The sequence below is a fragment of the Caballeronia udeis genome (assembly GCF_044909315.1).
Lineage (GTDB): Bacteria > Pseudomonadota > Gammaproteobacteria > Burkholderiales > Burkholderiaceae > Caballeronia > Caballeronia udeis_A.
In genome coordinates this window covers 460,396-476,499 of the sequence record NZ_JBIYEB010000001.1, presented here as the reverse complement: position 1 = coordinate 476,499, position 16,104 = coordinate 460,396, and the positions used below count along the sequence as shown (strand labels likewise).

Here is a 16,104-nt window from a genome sequence, read left to right as displayed (position 1 = left end):
TTAGTAAAAGCGGGCCGTCGAAACGGCCCGCTTTTTTATTGCGCCGCGCGTTTGCACGTCTTATTCGCGCTCTTGTTCGCCACGCGCCTTATCCATTGCCAGCGCCCTCGTATAAAGCGCGTTGCGCGATGCACCCGTCAATGTTGCGGCCAGTCTCGCAGCGCTGCTCACCGACAACTCCTCCAGCAGGGTCGCGAGCAACGCATCATGGGCGTCGTCCGGCGCTTCCTTCTGCGGCGCGCCTTCCACCACAAGAACGAATTCACCGCGTTGCCGGTTTGCATCGCCGGATAGCCACGTTGGCCCTTCGGCCAGGGTGCAGCGATGGATGCTCTCATGTAACTTGGTCAGCTCACGAGCAATCAGCAATTGCCGCTCGCCACCGAATGCGCGCTCAAGCGCCTGCACCGTTTCCACAATCCGATGCGGTGCCTCGTAGAACACGAGCGCCGGCGTGTGCGTGAGCAGGGACTGCAATTGCGTGTCGCGCTGCTTGGGTTTGGTGGCAAGAAAGCCGATGAACGAAAACGTGTGAACCCATGCGCCGGCTACGCTGAGCGCGGTGGTGAGCGCGCTTGCGCCCGGTAACGGAATGACGGGGAAGCCCGCTTCGCGCACGGCATCGACCAGCTTTGCACCGGGGTCCGAGATGCCTGGCGTGCCTGCGTCGGAGACACATGCAATGCGTTCGCCATTGCGCAGATGCGCGATCACGTTCTCGGCGGCGCTGCGTTCGTTGTGTTCGTGCACGGCTATGGTCGGCTTCGAAATGCCGTAGCGCGACAGCAGTTGCGACGTGTTGCGCGTGTCTTCCGCCGCCACCCGGTCTACGAGTCCGAGCACGTGCAGCGCACGCACCGTGATGTCCGCGACATTGCCAATGGGCGTCGCGACTATATAGAGCGCGCCAGCCGGAAACTGCTGGCCAAGGGCCAATTCGGAGAGAGGAGTCATGAGGGCGGGTGGCAGGCGGAGAACGCCATTGTGCCATGCGATGAAGGACAACTTTTTGGGGAACGGAGTGTCGAAAACGATCGGAAGCGCGTTCGAGCAACGCGCGCTTGAATACCTGCAGCGGCAACGCCTGCGTTTTGTCGCGCGTAATTTCTCCTGTCGCGGTGGCGAAATCGATCTCGTGATGCGTGAGATCGGCAGTCAGCGTGCGCTGGTATTCGTGGAGGTACGCGCGCGCCGCAGCCGCCAGTTCGCGGCGGCGGCAGCGAGTGTCGGCGCGCATAAGCAGCGGCGGCTCGTGCTCGCGGCGCAGCACTACCTGATGACGTGGCGCGGGGCGTTGCCGGTGTGCCGCTTCGACGTGATTGCGTTCGACGCGGGCCGTATCGTGTAGTTACGCGATGCTTTTCGCTCCGATACGTCGTGAAAATGGCCGCATCTTAAGTGACGCGGACAGTGAGTGCGGTAAACTGCGCGGAGCCTGCGCGCCGGGTTAATCGCTGCCGTGTTCAACCGCTATGCGAAAGCGCGCTGCTGCCAACCGCGTACCGTGACGCGCCGAAGCTCAAGTATTCAAGTGGTGCAGCATCGGTTTGGCAGCAAGCGGCCGAGGCAAGTCATTGAAGCAGATCATCGAAGCAGTCCGTCAACGAACCACCGCGCATGGCGCGGCCGATAACCGAGAGTCGATGTCCGTCGAACGTATCCAGCAACATTTCCGCGAAAACGCGGCAGTCCATCGCGAAGCACTCGACACGCTTGCTTTCCCTGTCGCCGCAGCCATTGACGTGCTGTTCGGCGCGCTCGCCAACGGCTCGCGAATCCTCACGTGCGGGAACGGCGGATCCGCGGCCAACTCGCAGAGGCTTGCGTCTGCGCTGGTCGGGCATTTCGAGCGCGAGCGGCCTGGCTTGCCGGCCACTGCTCTGGATGCGAATGTCCTGACGCTCACGGGGATCGGCAATAACTCGGCGTTCGAAGAGATCTATGCGAAGCAGATCCGTGCGCTCGGGCAAGCCGGCGACGTGCTGGTCGTCCTGTCCACCTCGGGCAACTCTGTCAACTTGCTGGCGGCAATCCAGGCCGCGCATGAGCGCGAGATGTTCGTGATCGCGTTGACGGGCGCGGGCGGCGGCGTGATCAGCGAAGTGCTTGCCGACACCGACATCCATATCTGCGTGCCGTCCGAACGGCCGGCGCGAATCCAGGAAGTCCATCTGCTAACCATTCACTGCCTGTGCGATGGCATCGACGTGATGCTGCTGGGGGACGAATGATTCTTAAGGGGAACGAGTTGATGAAAAAGACCCGCGTCAGGTCGACGCTAGCCAGAGCCACGTTGCTGGCGAGCCTGTTGTCAGGCGTCGCGCTGACCCTGCAAGGTTGTCCGCTTGTGGTGATCGGTGCAATGGGCGGCGCAGTGGGCGGCGGCACGCTCGTCGCCACTGACCGGCGGACGCTCGGCGCGCAAACCGAGGATCGCGAGATTCAGGTGAAAGCCAAGTCGCGCATCGGTGAAAGCCTGCCCGACCAGGCCCACGTCAGCGTGACCGTGTTCAACCGGCGCGTGCTGCTGACCGGCGAAGTACCCGCTGATCAATGGAAACAGAAGGCCGAAGAGGTGGTGCGCGGCATCAACAATGTGAACAGCATTGTGAATGAGCTCGCTATCCAGGGTGCGAGTTCGTTGTCGTCGCGGACTAACGATGCATATCTCGAGAGCCGCGTGAAGGGTGCGCTGGTGGGTGAGAAGGATCTGCGAGCGAACTACTACAAGGTGGTATGCGAGCGCGGCACGGTGTACCTGATGGGCCTCGTCACGCGTGAGGAAGGCAATGCCGGTGCGAATGTGGCGGCACAGGTGCCGGGCGTTGCGCAGGTGGTCAAGGTGTTCCAGTACATCAAGCCGGAGGAAGCTCAGGCGTTGTCGGCCGCGGCAGCGTCGGGCGCGAGTGCGGCGGCTGCACCTGCGAACAGCGATGCGACGGTCGGTGCGGTGCCTGATTCATCCGTGAGTTCGACGCCGCTGGATGTGCAGGCACCCGCGCCGGTCAAGAACTCGGACGTACATCCGGGCAATCCCGCGCCCGCCGCGAAATGAAACGGTGGTTTTCCATGACCGTGTTCGCGATGGCGATCACGGCCAGCCAGGGCGCTCTGGCAGCTGACGCGCCCGTAGTTTCTTCTCCCGCCGACGCGATCAACATTGCGCGCAAGAATGCCTGCATGGGATGTCACGCGGTGGACCGCAAGCTGGTCGGGCCGTCGTTTCAGCAGATAGCCGGGAAGTACAAGGGCGACGCGCAGGCGCAAGCGCGGCTCGAAACCAAGGTGAGGGACGGCGGCAGCGGAGTATGGGGCGTCTTGCCCATGCCGTCGCATCGATCCATGAGCGGGGCCGATATCAAGACGGTTGTTGGCTGGATTCTCGCGGGCTCACCGTCGAAATAAGATGCGCTGCAGGCCGCGTTTGGGCCTTGTCAGACGGTCTTAAGGCTGTGCTAGAATCAGAAAACGTTGGGGGGGTAGCTCAGCTGGGAGAGCGTCGCGTTCGCAATGCGAAGGTCGGGAGTTCGATCCTCCTCCTCTCCACCAAGTGATTCTCCGAAAACCCGCACAGCTTCTGGCTCTGCGGGTTTTTTTTCGTCTGCAATACTTCCTCCCGCGTCCTCACAATTCCTCACGGCGCGTCCCATTGTGGTTCTCTCGAACAAATGGCCTACGCATGGATTGAACAGAAGGCAGAAAGCTGTTTTGTTCACGGTACCTGCTTTGACCGACCGGGCTTAACCTCTAGCTGTCTTGCACGTACCAGAGGAGCAATGAGGCCCCACGCCGGCCTCCGCTCCATTGGAGCACTCCGCTTCCAGCCGGGCCCCGGATCTGGCGAAAGCGACATCCGGCAGGCCAATTGCCGCCAAGCACCAAACCATCCAATACCAATGAACCTTGTTACATCTGATGACTGCACCGGCATCATGCCGGACCATCCGTGGTCAAAACATTTCATCATGATCGGTTACAAGGACGGTGCTTTCTCATGCATTCCCAACCGTTTCTTCAGAGACTGGCTGGACGAAGAGCCGCAATTCGGCGACTTTCACATCGGCCGCTGTTCAGGGCTGGGTGTCGGTTCCATCGTCAAGTACGACGGAGCAGCTCAAAAACTCGTCATTGGGAAGAACGTCGCAGGAGGATTGCGACTTCGGTTCCTCCTGAATGGACAGCATGAGACGCGGACCATGTCGACAACCATGTTCAGTGGCTACGGCACCGGCATCATCAGTCCGCCCATGCCGCAATATGCCGACACAGTGATCCACAACGACGTCTGGATCGGGGACGAGGCGTTGTTTCTTGGCGGCAGCGTAGTCGCGAGCGGGTGCGTCATTGGCGCACGCGCGGTCGTGCCGCCAAACTTTCGTAGCGAGCCTTACGGTGTGTACGCCGGCTCACCGGCTCGTCTGCTGCGTTTTCGGTTCCCGGAGAAAGTGCGTGAAAAGTTGCTTGAGCTAGCCTGGTGGGATATGCCGCTGGACTGGATCAAGGCGAACAACGATGCATTCCTCGTGGATCTTACCGTCGATGAAGGCCGCGCTCTCGAAACCCTGTCTGAAGCACAGCGAGCCAAAGACGCCGCCCTCGGGAAGAAGCTCGTGGCCTCTGTCTCTGCCTCTGCCCCAGCCCCTGTCACTGCGCAGCGGTAGCCGCGCCGGAACGATTCAAGCGGCAACGGGCGTTCTCTCGACTGGTCCCGCTATCAGGTCGTACTCGTCGAGCACGGCCCGGACTGTGCCGATTTCATTGAACATGAGGACATCGACGATGCTCAGCCAAGGGACGAACGTGTTGCCGAATTGCGGATAGGTGACGGGCCGCGATCGGAGAAAACGCAAATCGATCCCTCGCGCTTCAAAGGCCTCGGCACCATACAAACTTGTTCCCCCGATGGCATTGATGTAGGTCGTGGCACCGAGCGCCTCGCATAGCGCCAGGACCTTGTCCTGCCCCCGAAGCGAGTGATCGATCGGCACGGAAGACGACACTACAATCCGGGTTCCGATACCGAGTTCAGCGACAGTCTGCTCAAGCGCGTGCAAGATGAAGCGGAAAAGATTGGACTCGCCATGCATGATGCACTGCTCGAAAAGCGCAAACGCGCGCTCAAACTGCGGCGCCTTTGCGTAAGCGGCACGCAATTGATTGAGCAGTTTCTTTTTATCAAATGCCGGCGCGATTGTCCGATCGACTACATCCAGCGAATCCGAGTCGTTTTGCAGGGGAATACTGAAAAACGCGTCCGTTCCATTTTGAAGAAAGCGATTGCGATTGAACCAGCCCTTCTTCGTGTATTTGATGTTGTCGTACACCACGAAGACATCTGCCGCCTTCAACAGCTGAAAGTAGCCGATGTACGGAAAGAAGTACGGCTGCATGATGGCTACTTTCATCGTATTGATTCAGAAGTCGGCGCCACGTTCGGAGATTACGTAGATGCTCGAGCAGAGGTCGGGATAGACTCGTCCCAGTTCAAAGCAGCCGTCGAGGTACTCTTTCGAGATGATGCCGGCCTTGAGCGCGGCGTCGAGTTGGAAGTTCGCCAGGCCTTTGAACACGACGCCGCCTTGCGTAACCGGCCGCAGTTTCGCCGCCCGCACGTCGGCCTTAAGCGTATCCAACGAGTACGTCACACGGTGGCCGTGTTCGGCCTCGGCGTGAGTCACGGCGGCGGCATGATCAATCAACCCCATGTTGACAGCGATCTGACGCGACGCCGCTCGTGCATTTGGTGCGGCGACAAACAAACGACCACGCTCCGAGAGCCATCCCCCAATACGGTTAAGCACTTCGACTGGGTGGTCGAGGTGTTCAAGCGTATGAATCAGGAAGATGTTGTCGTAACGCCGTTCGGGCTCGAAAGTTTCGAAGGTGGAATGATGGAACCTGACCTCGTTACCCACATTGGCCGAGGCGATTGCTATGCAGTCCGATGATGCCTCGACCACTTCGACAGCCGCGAACTGCTTTTGCAGCAGCTTCGTGAAGTGGCCCTCGAAGCAGCCCAGTTCGAGCACGTCGTTGCCCACAAAAAACGGTGCGAACGCTTTCAGCATATAGCCATGCATCAGGTAGTCGAATTCGTACGCGTACCGGTGTTCAGGATGATCGCGAGCTTCCGCGTTATAGTCTCTGCCCGCCATGTCAGTCCTGTCCGCGTTGATAACTGCGCTGCTCGACCGGTACATAAAACTCCTCAAGAGATTCAGGCACCCGCGCATTGAAGCCGATTACCTGACGCAACCATGCGTCCCGGCGCGCAAGATCGCTATACCCGACCAGCCGCGCGTAGTCGAGTTGCGGTTTGAAAAACGGGCTGGTGAACGTCAGCGTCAGCGCTCTTCTCGGCTGGCTCGTCGTGTTGCAGCCGGCAGCATGCCACATGCGCGAATCGAATAGCAGCACGGAGCCGCGTTCACCGGTCGCACGCGATGCCTGCGTGTAGAAACGGTCGTCGTCGGGAGCTTCTGGCTGGTTCTGCGAATGCGACAGGATGTGCGTCGCACCGTTTTCCAGCGTGAAATCGTCGAGCATCACGAGCGCGTTCAGCATGAACCGCCGCGAATCGGAGCCGAAGCGGATATCGCGATGCACCTTCTGCACATACGCGTGCGCGCCGCGTTCATTGATCACGCCGCCATACGAATTCAGGATGAAGTTGCCGCCAAAAAATGCCTTGAAAAGTGGCTCCATTACGTTGAATTCAGCGAGCAACTCGACGTAGCATGCGCTATCCATCAGCAAATGGTGCAAGGTACCGGCACTGTTTTCCAGCACGCCGTTGCGACGCCGAATGTCGTCGCGCAAGCTGAGCGACGGCGCAAGTGCCTCGACGAGCGTGTCGATCAGATCGGTACGAATCAGGCGCGGAAGCACGGTCCAGCCGGTGGTTGTAAGCGCGGCTTGGTGGTGTGGATCAATCGGGTTCATGAACGGGGTGGCGCGCAGTGGGCGATGGAATTGGCCGGTCGGTGGCGAGCGAGGCCATCGGGATGACGTCGAGATAGCGGCCGCGTTTATAGGCTGCCTGTCGGAACAGGCCTTCGGCACGAAAGCCCACTTTCTCGTAGAGCGCTTTCGCGCGCGCATTGGACGCCAGTACCGTCAGCGAAATGCGGTGCAGATTCAGGTCGTCGAATGCATGCTGGAGCGTCAAGCGCGTCGCTGCTTCACCGATTCCGCGGCCTCGCGCCGATTCCACGCCGATCTGGATCGAGAATTCGGCAGAGCGGGTGACCCAGTCGATACCCAGCAGATAGGCGACACCCACCGCTTCGCCCGTGGACTTGAGACAGATCGCGAGGCGAACACTATGCGTGCGCGAAGCCAGATAGGCATCGAACCATTTTTCATCGATCTCGCTACCCACGTAACGAAAGCTGCCGCCCAGCAGACCAACCAGCTCGCGGTCGGCACGCCATGCGTTGACGGTGGAAAGGTCGCGACGTTCGAGTTCGCGGAGGAATATTTCGTCGTTGATCATGCCAGTCGGTCCAACAAAGATCGCACCATCATGTTGAGTTGAGCACGCGAAAGCCGCTGATCGCAGGGCAGGAATACCGTCGATCCCGGCACCTTCCTCTCGAAGTCCGGCATCGACTCAGTCGTGGCCACTTCGGGCCAGTAACTCGGTGTATAGATGCGCTGCGCTCGCAGTTCCTCGCGCATACCAGCAGGCGCACCGAGATACGGATAACAGAGCGGCACCGCATCGGGGTTAGCCTTGAAGCTGAAGCGGTTGTGGCGTTGCAGCTTCTCGTGGAGAAACGCGAAGTTCTCAACGCGTCGTGCGCGCACGTCGTCATAATCGATGCCAGCGAGAAGGCGCCGCGTGAGCGCGGACATGCGCTTGGGTTCCTGTAGCTTCAGGCTTTCCTCGGCCGCCGCATAGTCGGTATAGCCGGACTCCGCATCTTCGGCAATGCGCTTGAGCAGGTGCGCACATCGATCCAGCGATCCGCTATCGACCGTCTCCGGCGCACTGATTGCCTTGTTCGTGACGAGATAGCCGCCGTCTGGCACGCCAACGAATTTCCTCGGCGAGTACAGCGTAGCCAGGCATTCGCGTGGTTGCGCGAAGAACGCCTGTGCGTTGTCGATCACGACCCGTTCTCGCGGAAACCGGTCGAGTATGTCGTCGACGTTGTTATCGCAAAGGCCGAAATAGTTCACGTACAGCAGCCACTCGCCGTCCGCCGGTTCCGCGGATTTCACGCGCAAGCGTTCGTCGAGTTCATACCGTTTGACTGGAATGCCGGCCATGACGAGCGGCTCGAGCATGCTCCTGCAGATGTACCAGGGCATCCAGACCGCTGAGGGCCGGCCAGCACCCAACAGCGCCAGGAACGCCGCGCGGGACGATTGAAAGCGCAGCGCGTCACGGTGATATTCCGCTCCGGCACGCGGCAGCTCAAGCTGCAGATACCCCCCGATGGCTTCTTCGCTCATGTGCTTGTCCACTCCTTCAACATGGCGGCCGGCTTCATTATCAAGCGCTCGCGATAATGTCGACAACCCTCTCGACATCTTCGTCCGACATCCCGGGATGGATAGGAATACACAATACCTTGAGTGCTGCTTCAGACGCTGCGGGCAGGTTGTCGCGGTGCGCCGAGGGCGTTCCCCGGTACATGGGAAATTCGGAAATCAGCGGATAGAAATAGCGTCGCACGATGATCTCGTGGTCGCGGAATTTCTGATACAAGGCATCGCGAGAGAGCGGATAGTCGTTCTCGACGAGGATAGGAAAATAGGAGTAGTTCGCGGTTTTTTCCCCTGCGTCATTCACGCAGCGAACGCCCGGCACATCGCGCAGCAACGTCCTGTACCGCGCGTCGATTTCCTTGCGGCGCGCGAGCGCCACGTCGATGTGTTTCAACTGCAGCAGACCGAACGCCGCATTGATTTCGCTCATCTTGCCGTTGATGCCCGACGCGACCACGGTCACTTCGTCGACGTACCCGAAGTTCTTCAAATGATCGATGTGCTGCTTGGTCTTGGCATCCGGGCAAATAATGGCGCCGCCCTCGAAGGTGTTGAAGACTTTTGTAGCATGGAAGCTGAGCACGGAGAGATCGCCATGTTGCAGCACGCTGCCGTTCCCGGTCTGCACGCCGAACGCATGGGCGGCGTCGTAGATCACCTTCAGGTTGTAGTTGTCGGCGATCTTCTGGATTGCTTCGACGTCACACGGATGCCCATAGCAATGCACCGGCATGATCGCGGTCGTCTGCGGCGTGATGGCCGCCTCTATCTTTGCGGGATCGAGATTGAGCGTATGGGGATCGACATCCACGAATACCGGCTTGATGCCGTTCCAGAGCAACGAATGAGCGGTCGCGACAAACGAGTACGGTGTCGTGATCACCTCGCCCGTGATTCGCAGGGCCTGGAGTGCGGTGACAAGCGCGAGCGTGCCGTTGGTGAACAGCGCCAGGTGCTTGACGCCAAGGTACTCGCAGAGCGCCTTCTCGAACTGCTGATGGAACGGTCCGCCGTTGGTCAGGACCTTGCTTTGCCAGATCTTTTCGAGATAGGGAATGAATTCGGCGAGCGGCGCAAGATGCGGTTGCGTGACGTACATGCGTTCGTCGACTATCGGCTCGACGATGCGAATGGGATGGCTCAAGGTTTCCTCCGGGAGCACATGGGGTTGCAGCAACGGCATCAATGGCTGCCCAGCACGCCCGTGGCGCACACTTCGAGCGGCGCCGCGGGCTGGCCGGCGCACCAGCGTCGCCACATGTCGCGCAGCACGAGCGAGAAACTTTCGGCGATCAATTGCGAATTCAACAACGGGGATGTCCGGAATTGCTCGCGCAGGCCTGCTCGAATCCCGGCGAGCGCCTTCAGGTCCGAGGCAATCGCGAGACCCTTGGCAAGGAAGTCGTCTTCATCGGAACCGATGAAACCAAACAGGCCGGCATGGGACATGACCGTCGCGCCGGCGCGACTCGGTATCGTGTCGCCGGACAGCGTGAGCGTGGGCACGCCCATCCAGGTCGCGTGCATGGTGGTCGTGCCGCCGGCGTACGGAAACGTGTCGAGGCACAGGTCGACATGATGGTGCTGCTGCAAATAAACGGGCTCTTCGGAGCGAGTGCGGAAGTCGAGCCGATCCTGCGCAATGCCCTCGCTTTCGAACCATTCGATCAGCCTTGAATAATCCCCGCCAGACGGCATGGAGCCAAGCAACATGCGCGAGTCGGGCATCGCGCGCAACAGCTTGGCCCACAGCGCGACGGTGGCCGGGCGAATCTTGCTAACGCGGTTGAAGCTGCCAAAGGTGAAATAGCCGTTGCGCAACGCCGGCAAGCTATTGACCGGCGGCGAGGCCGGATAGGGCGAGAACACCGAGCAAGCCGGAAGGTAGGCAAGCTTTTCGGTGAATTGATTCTCTGCCTGGCCGGGCGGCACGAGAAAACGATCGGCGAGATAGTAATCCATCGCCTGCAGGCCGGTCGTGCCGGGATAGCCGATCCAGCTTGCCTGCAGAGGAGCCGGCTTGCGAGCGAAAGTCAGCAGCCGGTTACGGCCAGTGTGCCCGGAGAGATCGATCAGCACGTCGATTCGATCCGCGCGGATTTTATCGGCGAGGGCTTCATCGCTCAGGCGCGCAATGTCGTTCCAGTCCTGCACATGCTGCTTGAGCCGGAGGGTCGTCTCATCCTGCAATGTATGGTTGTAGTACACGTGCAGCTTCAAGGCCGGGTCGTTCGCGAGATGGGGCAGCAGCGGCTCGACAAACGACGCGACGGCATGTCCGCAGAGGTCACCGGATACAAACCCCACATTCAACTGGCGTTCCGGATCGCGGGAGTTGAGATGCTTTTTCCAGCGCTGGCGCAGTTGACCTTCGCATTGCTCGCCGAACTGCAAATGCTGTGCGAATAGCGCATCCGCACCCACGCTATCGTTGTGGTTCATGCAAAACAACAGGTTCTCGTGCAGCTTGGGGTGGGCCGGAGAGAAAGCAAGCGTGCGCCGCAATTCAAACTCGGCTTCAGCCAGAAGACCCTGGCCGATGAGAGTCACGGCGAGCGTGCTCCCCGCATCCACCGACATGGGCGCCAGCTCGACCGCGCGGCGGCAGCTCGCTTCGGCTTCGCCAAAGCGCATTTGCGCCTCGAGCGCCATGCCTAGCAGCCGATGCGCTTCAGCATGTTGCGGGTCTTGTTCCACGATCAGCCGGCAATGAGCCTCGGACTGCGAATACAGACCCTGGTCCCGCAATGAGTCGGCGAGAAGGCGGCGTGACTCGTGGTCGGCAGGCACCAGGTCGATGGCGCGGCCGAGCGGCTCGATCGCCTCCCGCATCCTGCCAAGCCGATGCATGGAGATACCGAAAGCCCGCCAGCTCGGCGCATGCGTCGGAAAACGCTCCGCCAGCGAGCGCGCGAGCGCGGCGGCCTCGACCACGCGCCCTTGGTTGTAAAGGGTCACGGTCCGGTTGACCTCTTGCGGCGTAGGAGCGGTGGCACCCAGCCTGGTTTTCGCGGTAGCTCCAGCGGAAGCGGTGACTGGCTGCGCCGGCGCGGGCGTGCCCACAGACGGGGCGGAAGTTGCTTGATCGGCCACCTCTCTTGCCTTGGTGGCGGCCGTTATCCCGGCGATCAGCGTATTGATGACCGGGCCTGTCAACCCGCGCTGCTGCGCCATTTCCAGCACGATCCAGGCCGCTGCGGTTTCGCCGCTGTTCGTCAAGGCTTCTATATAGCTGGACCAATACTGGCCTTGATTCGGATTTGCGCCAACAGCCACTTCGAAGTAGGGAACGGCCGCGGCGTACTGCCCCCGCGCGGAGACAATCACGCCCATGTTGAAGTTGATGTCGGGGTCGCCCGGTCGCGCATCGAGGACCATGTGGTAAAGGCTCTCCGCATCGTCTATCCGGCCGTTCCGATGATGCTCCAGCGCCGCCGCCCGAACTTCGGCGAGTGCCTGCTCGAAATCAGGGTCGGTCGCGGAGAGGTTCGAGTCGGGAAGCTCGACGGAATCGTTCATGGCGTCTTTCAATGGGATTGTCGATGAAAGGATTATCCCGGGCGGGGACGAGAAGCGAAGGTCGGAAGTGAGCCTGAAAAGCGGGTCTGTTCGCCCGATCCAAGAGACTCCGGCGCGTCGGCGAGCGGGGCGTGCGCAACGCCGAAGAGTACGTGCCGGTGTGCCCAATTCAGCATTGGCTTCACAATCCCAAAGCATGCGCGGACCAGGCGTCCTCGTGAGCGTTTCTGCCTTCGCGCGTGCTGCAGCCCTGACCGTAGCCTGTGCGCAATGGAGTTGGCGCGGCGGTTGGAACCTGCCAAAAAACTAGAGGACCGGTGCAGCTGTCGCGCACCGGAGAACACAAAAAAACCGCTCAGAGCCGGGGAGCTGTGAGCGGACAAGATCGGAGAGTTACAACGACATCATGCGCATTCATGGCCTGCGCATGAGAGGAAGTATGGGGCGTTGGGTATCGGCGACGAATACGAAAACTCTTAAAAGTTAAGCATTTCGTTTCGTTCGCGCGCATTGCGTTGAAACCCGAAACTCAGAGGGCCAGGCATAGAGGATCGCCGTGATATGAGGTAACGCTCGCTCAGGTGCTCGTCCCTTTCTTCCGATTCACGATCGCCGTCTCCGACAAATCGATTTCGCGCATCAGCTTGTTCAAGGTTACGTCGTTGATTGCCTGGCGCGTGCGCATCTTGAGCAACTCCGAGCGCTCCGCGCGCAATGCGGCCATTCTCAGCTTCATCTCGACCATCTCGCTTTGACGCGCCGCCCGGCGGGGTTCGTCTTCTTCGCCGAGCCCTTCCAGGCGACGCCGGTACAAGCTCATCACGCGCGCGGCCGAATCCGTGCAACGGGCGGACGCCGCTTCGTCCATCTGCACACTGAGGTTTTCCTGGGCCGTATCGATAGCGCGGATAGCCGCCTGCGCCGTATGCCGGCGCGCGATCCGTTCCTCGGCGGCGTGCGGATCGGCGCGTCGTTTCAGGCCGTTCAGCAGGATCGGCAAACCGATTACGCCGATCAGCAGCGACATCAGGATGGTCCCGGATGCAATGAAGACCGCAAGATCGCGTCCGGGCAACTGCATGCCGTTTGGCAGCACTTCGGGCAAGGACAGCACGCCTGCCAGCGTGACCGCGCCGCGCACACCGCCGATGGTGGTCATCGCGACCGTGCGCACGCCCGGCACCGCGTTCGCCACGCCGTGTTTCGCGGCGCCGCGGCTCGCGACCCAGCGCAGCACCCAGACCCACGCGAAACGCAGCCCGTACAACGCGATCACCACGGCGGCCACATAACCGAGCAGCAAGCCGACCTGCTGAAGACCGTCGTGATGCGCTTCGATCAGCGCACGGCCGATAATGTGCGGAAACTGCAACCCGAGCAGGATGAACACCATGCCGTTGAACACGAATTCGATCATCGTCCACGTGCTGGTCATGCGGATTCGCGCTGCCGTGGGAATACCTTCGCGCAGGCTCTGGAAATTCATCATCATCCCTGCGGATACCGCCGCCAGAATGCCCGAGCAACCGAACCGCTCGGCGATCAGATACGCCGCGAATGGAATCAGCAGGGTGAGGACGACGCCGGCGGCCGGATCGTCGTCTTCGGACATCTTCACGACCCGCCCAGGAATGGATGTCACGAGCCAACTGATTGCCGCGCCAATCACCAGGCCGCCCACCGCGATCAGCACGAAACTGATCGCCGCCGCGCGCAGCGAGAACACGCCCGTCAGCGCCGCCGCAATGGCGAATTTCAGCGCGACCAGGCCGGACGCGTCGTTCATCAGCGCTTCGCCTTCCAGGATGTGCATCAGGTTCGCCGGAATGCGGCCCTTGCCCGCGATGCCGCTGAGCGCAACGGCGTCCGTCGGTGATAACACCGCGGCCAGCGCGAATGCGACTGGCAGCGGCATCGCGGGAATCATGAAATGCAGGAACCAGCCAAGTGCGCCCACGGTCATGAATACGAGGCCCAGCGCAAGCAGCAGGATCGCGCGGCGCTGCATGAAAAATTCACGTTTCGGGATGCGCCAGCCGTCAGCGAACAAAAGCGGCGGGATGAAGAGCATCATGAATAGCTCGGGATCGAATGTGACATGCAGGCCGAATCCCGGCCATGCGAGACATGCGCCTATCGCGATCTGGATCAGCGGCAGCGGCAGCGTGAAAGGCAATGCGGTGGGCAAGAGGCTGGTGACGAACCCGGACAGGGCGACCGCCAGCATCAGGATCAAGACAGTGAAAACGATTTCCATAGATTGACAATCCAACTGGAGCGCGGCGAGTCTCTTGCGACGCTCCCTTTTAACAAGGAAGGGCCAAAGTTTAGCGTGGACATGTTTCAAGGGTTGCGGAAGGACGTTTTGACGAATCAGGACCGCGCTGAACCTGGCATCGAGATTTGCACTGTTTTGGTGCGTTCGCACGTCGTGCCGTGAGCCCGGCGTCTCGTGGCGGTGCACATGCGGGCGGGCGGTCTTGAAACACTTGGGCTTGGGTGAGCACGGAGCTTGCTTTATCGAAGGGGACGGGACGGATAGATTCCGCTTGCAGATAAACGAGGGCAGGGTATGAAATCAGGATTGAGGGTGCCGGTTGCGCGATGTCGAATGCAAAATGACCGCGACCATGACCGGCAGCAGGGACAAGGATCCAGTGCGGGTATGCGGACGGGGAAGGCAAGATGGCAATAGCAAATCCTGACAAGGTGAAGCCGGTCTCGCCCCGGACATTTGAACTGAGCGTGACGTCGGGATTCGACCGGTATTCGGTTGAGCACGGCGCCTGGACGCTGTCGAGCGTGTTTCAGCCGGTGTTCAGCCTGTCGCATATGCGGGCGGTCGGTTACGAAGGCTTGCTGCGTGCGCACGACGCGCTCGACCGCGTGGTGTCGCCGCTCGATGTATTCGGCCAGGCCGCGCGCGTGGGCGAGGCGATGCAGGTCGACCGATTGTCGCAGGCGCTGCATCTCGAGAATTTCAATGTGCTCGGCACCGAGAACGAGTGGTTGTTTCTCAACGTGCATCCGGCCGCGTTGACCGAGCCGTATCACATGGCCGCGTTGCTGGCGAACCTCAAGCGCTTGCAGATCGAGCCGCGCCGCGTGGTGCTGGAGGTGCTGGAGCAACGCGCTGACGATATCGAAACACTCGCGGACGCCGTGCTGAATTTTCGCGAGCATGGCTTCCTGATCGCGCTCGACGATTTCGGTGCGGGGCATTCCAATATCGAACGGATCTGGCAACTCGATCCGGATATCGTCAAGCTGGATCGTGTGATGTTGTCGCATGCCGCGCACTCGGCGCATTCCGTGCATGGGACGAGTCATTTGAAGCAGCGGCGCAACATGGAAGCGATCCTGTGCGGCGTGGTGTCGCTGCTCCACGAGGCGGGCAAGCTGGTGCTGATCGAAGGCGTGGAGACCGAGCACGAGGCGCAACTGGCGCTCTCGAGCGGTGCCGACTTCGTGCAGGGCTTTTTCTTCGGCCGGCCCAACCCCGGTCTCGCCGACGCCGCGCAGGCGCACACGTTGATGAGCGAATTGACTGAGCGTTTCCGGTTGCAGACTGAGGCTAAGGAACGTCGCGTGGCGACGCGGCTGCAGCCCTATGTGCGTGCGTTCGAGCGTGCGGCGGAACGGCTGGCCGCGGGGGAGCCCTTGGAGGAAGTGTGCTGGAATTTCCTGGCGCTGGATAACGCGGCGCGGTGTTTTCTCCTCGATGCCAACGGGCGGCAGGCCGGGCGCAATGTCGTGTTAAGGGCCGATCGCGCGGCGCATGAAGCGCGGCTGCTGCCGCTTATCGATGCACAAGGTGCGAACTGGTTGCGGCGGCCGTATTTCCGGGCGGCATTGGGCGACCCGAACCGCGTGCATGTGACGAAGCCGTATTTGTCGATTAACGAAGCGCTGCCGTGCGTCACGCTGTCGGTCGAGACGCGCATAGGCGGACAACAGTGCGTGCTGTGCGGGGATATCGACTGGATTGCAGAGGAGGAAGAGTAATCAGTTTCGATTTCCATGGCATCACGAAAAAGCCCGCTCGCTGCGGGCTTTTTCGTTCTTGCGGGCTATGGTTGGCCGACGGTT

Annotated in this window: 15 protein-coding genes and 1 tRNA gene; 7 read left to right on the top strand and 9 right to left on the bottom strand. The window is 60.8% G+C overall.

Features of this window, described 5'->3' with window-relative positions; genetic code table 11:
- Positions 1-60: 60 nt before the first annotated feature.
- Positions 61-954: a 16S rRNA (cytidine(1402)-2'-O)-methyltransferase gene (gene rsmI, locus ABH944_RS02230; RefSeq protein ID WP_404604168.1), complete on the bottom strand. Its 894-nt coding sequence runs from the start codon at positions 952-954 to the stop codon at positions 61-63.
- Between rsmI and ABH944_RS02225 the strand changes: the two genes are divergently transcribed.
- The 6 genes from ABH944_RS02225 (at position 953) to ABH944_RS02200 (ending at position 4,661) form a co-directional block, all read left to right on the top strand.
- Entirely contained in the window at positions 953-1,348 is a 396-nt protein-coding gene (locus tag ABH944_RS02225) for a YraN family protein (protein WP_404604167.1), read from the top strand. The genes rsmI and ABH944_RS02225 overlap by 2 nt on opposite strands.
- Before the next feature lie 295 nt (positions 1,349-1,643).
- The gene (locus tag ABH944_RS02220; RefSeq protein WP_404604281.1) at positions 1,644-2,231 is read left to right on the top strand and encodes an SIS domain-containing protein; all 588 of its coding nucleotides are present in this window, start codon (positions 1,644-1,646) and stop codon (positions 2,229-2,231) included.
- Positions 2,232-2,251: 20 nt separating this feature from the next.
- Positions 2,252-3,055, top strand: coding sequence for a BON domain-containing protein (locus ABH944_RS02215; RefSeq protein ID WP_404604166.1), 804 nt, complete (start codon positions 2,252-2,254; stop codon positions 3,053-3,055).
- Between the two features lie 14 nt (positions 3,056-3,069).
- Entirely contained in the window at positions 3,070-3,405 is a 336-nt protein-coding gene (locus ABH944_RS02210) for a c-type cytochrome (protein ID WP_404604165.1), read from the top strand.
- A gap of 68 nt (positions 3,406-3,473) precedes the next feature.
- Positions 3,474-3,549, top strand: a tRNA-Ala gene (locus ABH944_RS02205).
- A gap of 347 nt (positions 3,550-3,896) precedes the next feature.
- Positions 3,897-4,661 (top strand): LbetaH domain-containing protein, encoded by a 765-nt coding sequence (locus ABH944_RS02200; protein ID WP_404604164.1) that lies wholly within the window; start codon positions 3,897-3,899, stop codon positions 4,659-4,661.
- Positions 4,662-4,676: 15 nt separating this feature from the next.
- On the opposite strand, the gene ABH944_RS02195 is transcribed toward ABH944_RS02200, so the two are convergent.
- The 8 genes from ABH944_RS02195 to ABH944_RS02160 all read right to left on the bottom strand — a co-directional run bounded on the left by ABH944_RS02195 (position 4,677) and on the right by ABH944_RS02160 (position 14,272).
- A complete protein-coding gene (locus ABH944_RS02195) occupies positions 4,677-5,405 on the bottom strand; it encodes a WbqC family protein (protein WP_404604163.1) in 729 nt (242 codons plus the stop codon).
- Between the two features lie 9 nt (positions 5,406-5,414).
- Positions 5,415-6,155: a class I SAM-dependent methyltransferase gene (locus tag ABH944_RS02190; RefSeq protein ID WP_404604162.1), complete on the bottom strand. Its 741-nt coding sequence runs from the start codon at positions 6,153-6,155 to the stop codon at positions 5,415-5,417.
- A 1-nt stretch (position 6,156) separates the two neighbouring features.
- Entirely contained in the window at positions 6,157-6,942 is a 786-nt protein-coding gene (locus ABH944_RS02185; protein WP_404604161.1) for a phytanoyl-CoA dioxygenase family protein, read from the bottom strand.
- Positions 6,929-7,495 carry a GNAT family N-acetyltransferase gene (locus ABH944_RS02180; protein WP_404604160.1) on the bottom strand — a complete coding sequence of 189 codons (567 nt, stop codon included), beginning with the start codon at positions 7,493-7,495 and terminating at the stop codon, positions 6,929-6,931. Before ABH944_RS02180 ends, ABH944_RS02185 begins: the two co-directional genes overlap by 14 nt.
- On the bottom strand, positions 7,492-8,460 hold the full coding sequence (locus ABH944_RS02175; RefSeq protein ID WP_404604159.1) for a hypothetical protein: 969 nt from the start codon (positions 8,458-8,460) through the stop codon (positions 7,492-7,494). Before ABH944_RS02175 ends, ABH944_RS02180 begins: the two co-directional genes overlap by 4 nt.
- A 40-nt stretch (positions 8,461-8,500) precedes the next feature.
- A complete protein-coding gene (gene vioA, locus ABH944_RS02170; RefSeq protein ID WP_404604280.1) occupies positions 8,501-9,595 on the bottom strand; it encodes a dTDP-4-amino-4,6-dideoxy-D-glucose aminotransferase VioA in 1,095 nt (364 codons plus the stop codon).
- Positions 9,596-9,678: 83 nt separating this feature from the next.
- Positions 9,679-12,015, bottom strand: coding sequence for a tetratricopeptide repeat protein (locus ABH944_RS02165; RefSeq protein ID WP_404604158.1), 2,337 nt, complete (start codon positions 12,013-12,015; stop codon positions 9,679-9,681).
- A gap of 577 nt (positions 12,016-12,592) precedes the next feature.
- A complete protein-coding gene (locus tag ABH944_RS02160; protein WP_404604157.1) occupies positions 12,593-14,272 on the bottom strand; it encodes a Na+/H+ antiporter in 1,680 nt (559 codons plus the stop codon).
- A 428-nt stretch (positions 14,273-14,700) separates the two neighbouring features.
- On the opposite strand from ABH944_RS02160, the gene ABH944_RS02155 reads away from it, so the two are divergent.
- Entirely contained in the window at positions 14,701-16,020 is a 1,320-nt protein-coding gene (locus tag ABH944_RS02155) for a sensor domain-containing phosphodiesterase (RefSeq protein WP_062082168.1), read from the top strand.
- Positions 16,021-16,104 lie beyond the last annotated feature (84 nt).

Coding starts and splice junctions, on each gene's coding strand:
- ABH944_RS02225 (WP_404604167.1), top strand. CDS start 953: ATGAGGGCGGGTGGCAGGCGGAGAACGCCATTGTGCCATGCGATGAAG.
- rsmI (WP_404604168.1), bottom strand. CDS start 954: ATGACTCCTCTCTCCGAATTGGCCCTTGGCCAGCAGTTTCCGGCTGGC.
- ABH944_RS02220 (WP_404604281.1), top strand. CDS start 1,644: ATGTCCGTCGAACGTATCCAGCAACATTTCCGCGAAAACGCGGCAGTC.
- ABH944_RS02215 (WP_404604166.1), top strand. CDS start 2,252: ATGAAAAAGACCCGCGTCAGGTCGACGCTAGCCAGAGCCACGTTGCTG.
- ABH944_RS02210 (WP_404604165.1), top strand. CDS start 3,070: ATGACCGTGTTCGCGATGGCGATCACGGCCAGCCAGGGCGCTCTGGCA.
- ABH944_RS02200 (WP_404604164.1), top strand. CDS start 3,897: ATGAACCTTGTTACATCTGATGACTGCACCGGCATCATGCCGGACCAT.
- ABH944_RS02195 (WP_404604163.1), bottom strand. CDS start 5,405: ATGAAAGTAGCCATCATGCAGCCGTACTTCTTTCCGTACATCGGCTAC.
- ABH944_RS02190 (WP_404604162.1), bottom strand. CDS start 6,155: ATGGCGGGCAGAGACTATAACGCGGAAGCTCGCGATCATCCTGAACAC.
- ABH944_RS02185 (WP_404604161.1), bottom strand. CDS start 6,942: ATGAACCCGATTGATCCACACCACCAAGCCGCGCTTACAACCACCGGC.
- ABH944_RS02180 (WP_404604160.1), bottom strand. CDS start 7,495: ATGATCAACGACGAAATATTCCTCCGCGAACTCGAACGTCGCGACCTT.
- ABH944_RS02175 (WP_404604159.1), bottom strand. CDS start 8,460: ATGAGCGAAGAAGCCATCGGGGGGTATCTGCAGCTTGAGCTGCCGCGT.
- vioA (WP_404604280.1), bottom strand. CDS start 9,595: ATGTACGTCACGCAACCGCATCTTGCGCCGCTCGCCGAATTCATTCCC.
- ABH944_RS02165 (WP_404604158.1), bottom strand. CDS start 12,015: ATGAACGATTCCGTCGAGCTTCCCGACTCGAACCTCTCCGCGACCGAC.
- ABH944_RS02160 (WP_404604157.1), bottom strand. CDS start 14,272: ATGGAAATCGTTTTCACTGTCTTGATCCTGATGCTGGCGGTCGCCCTG.
- ABH944_RS02155 (WP_062082168.1), top strand. CDS start 14,701: ATGGCAATAGCAAATCCTGACAAGGTGAAGCCGGTCTCGCCCCGGACA.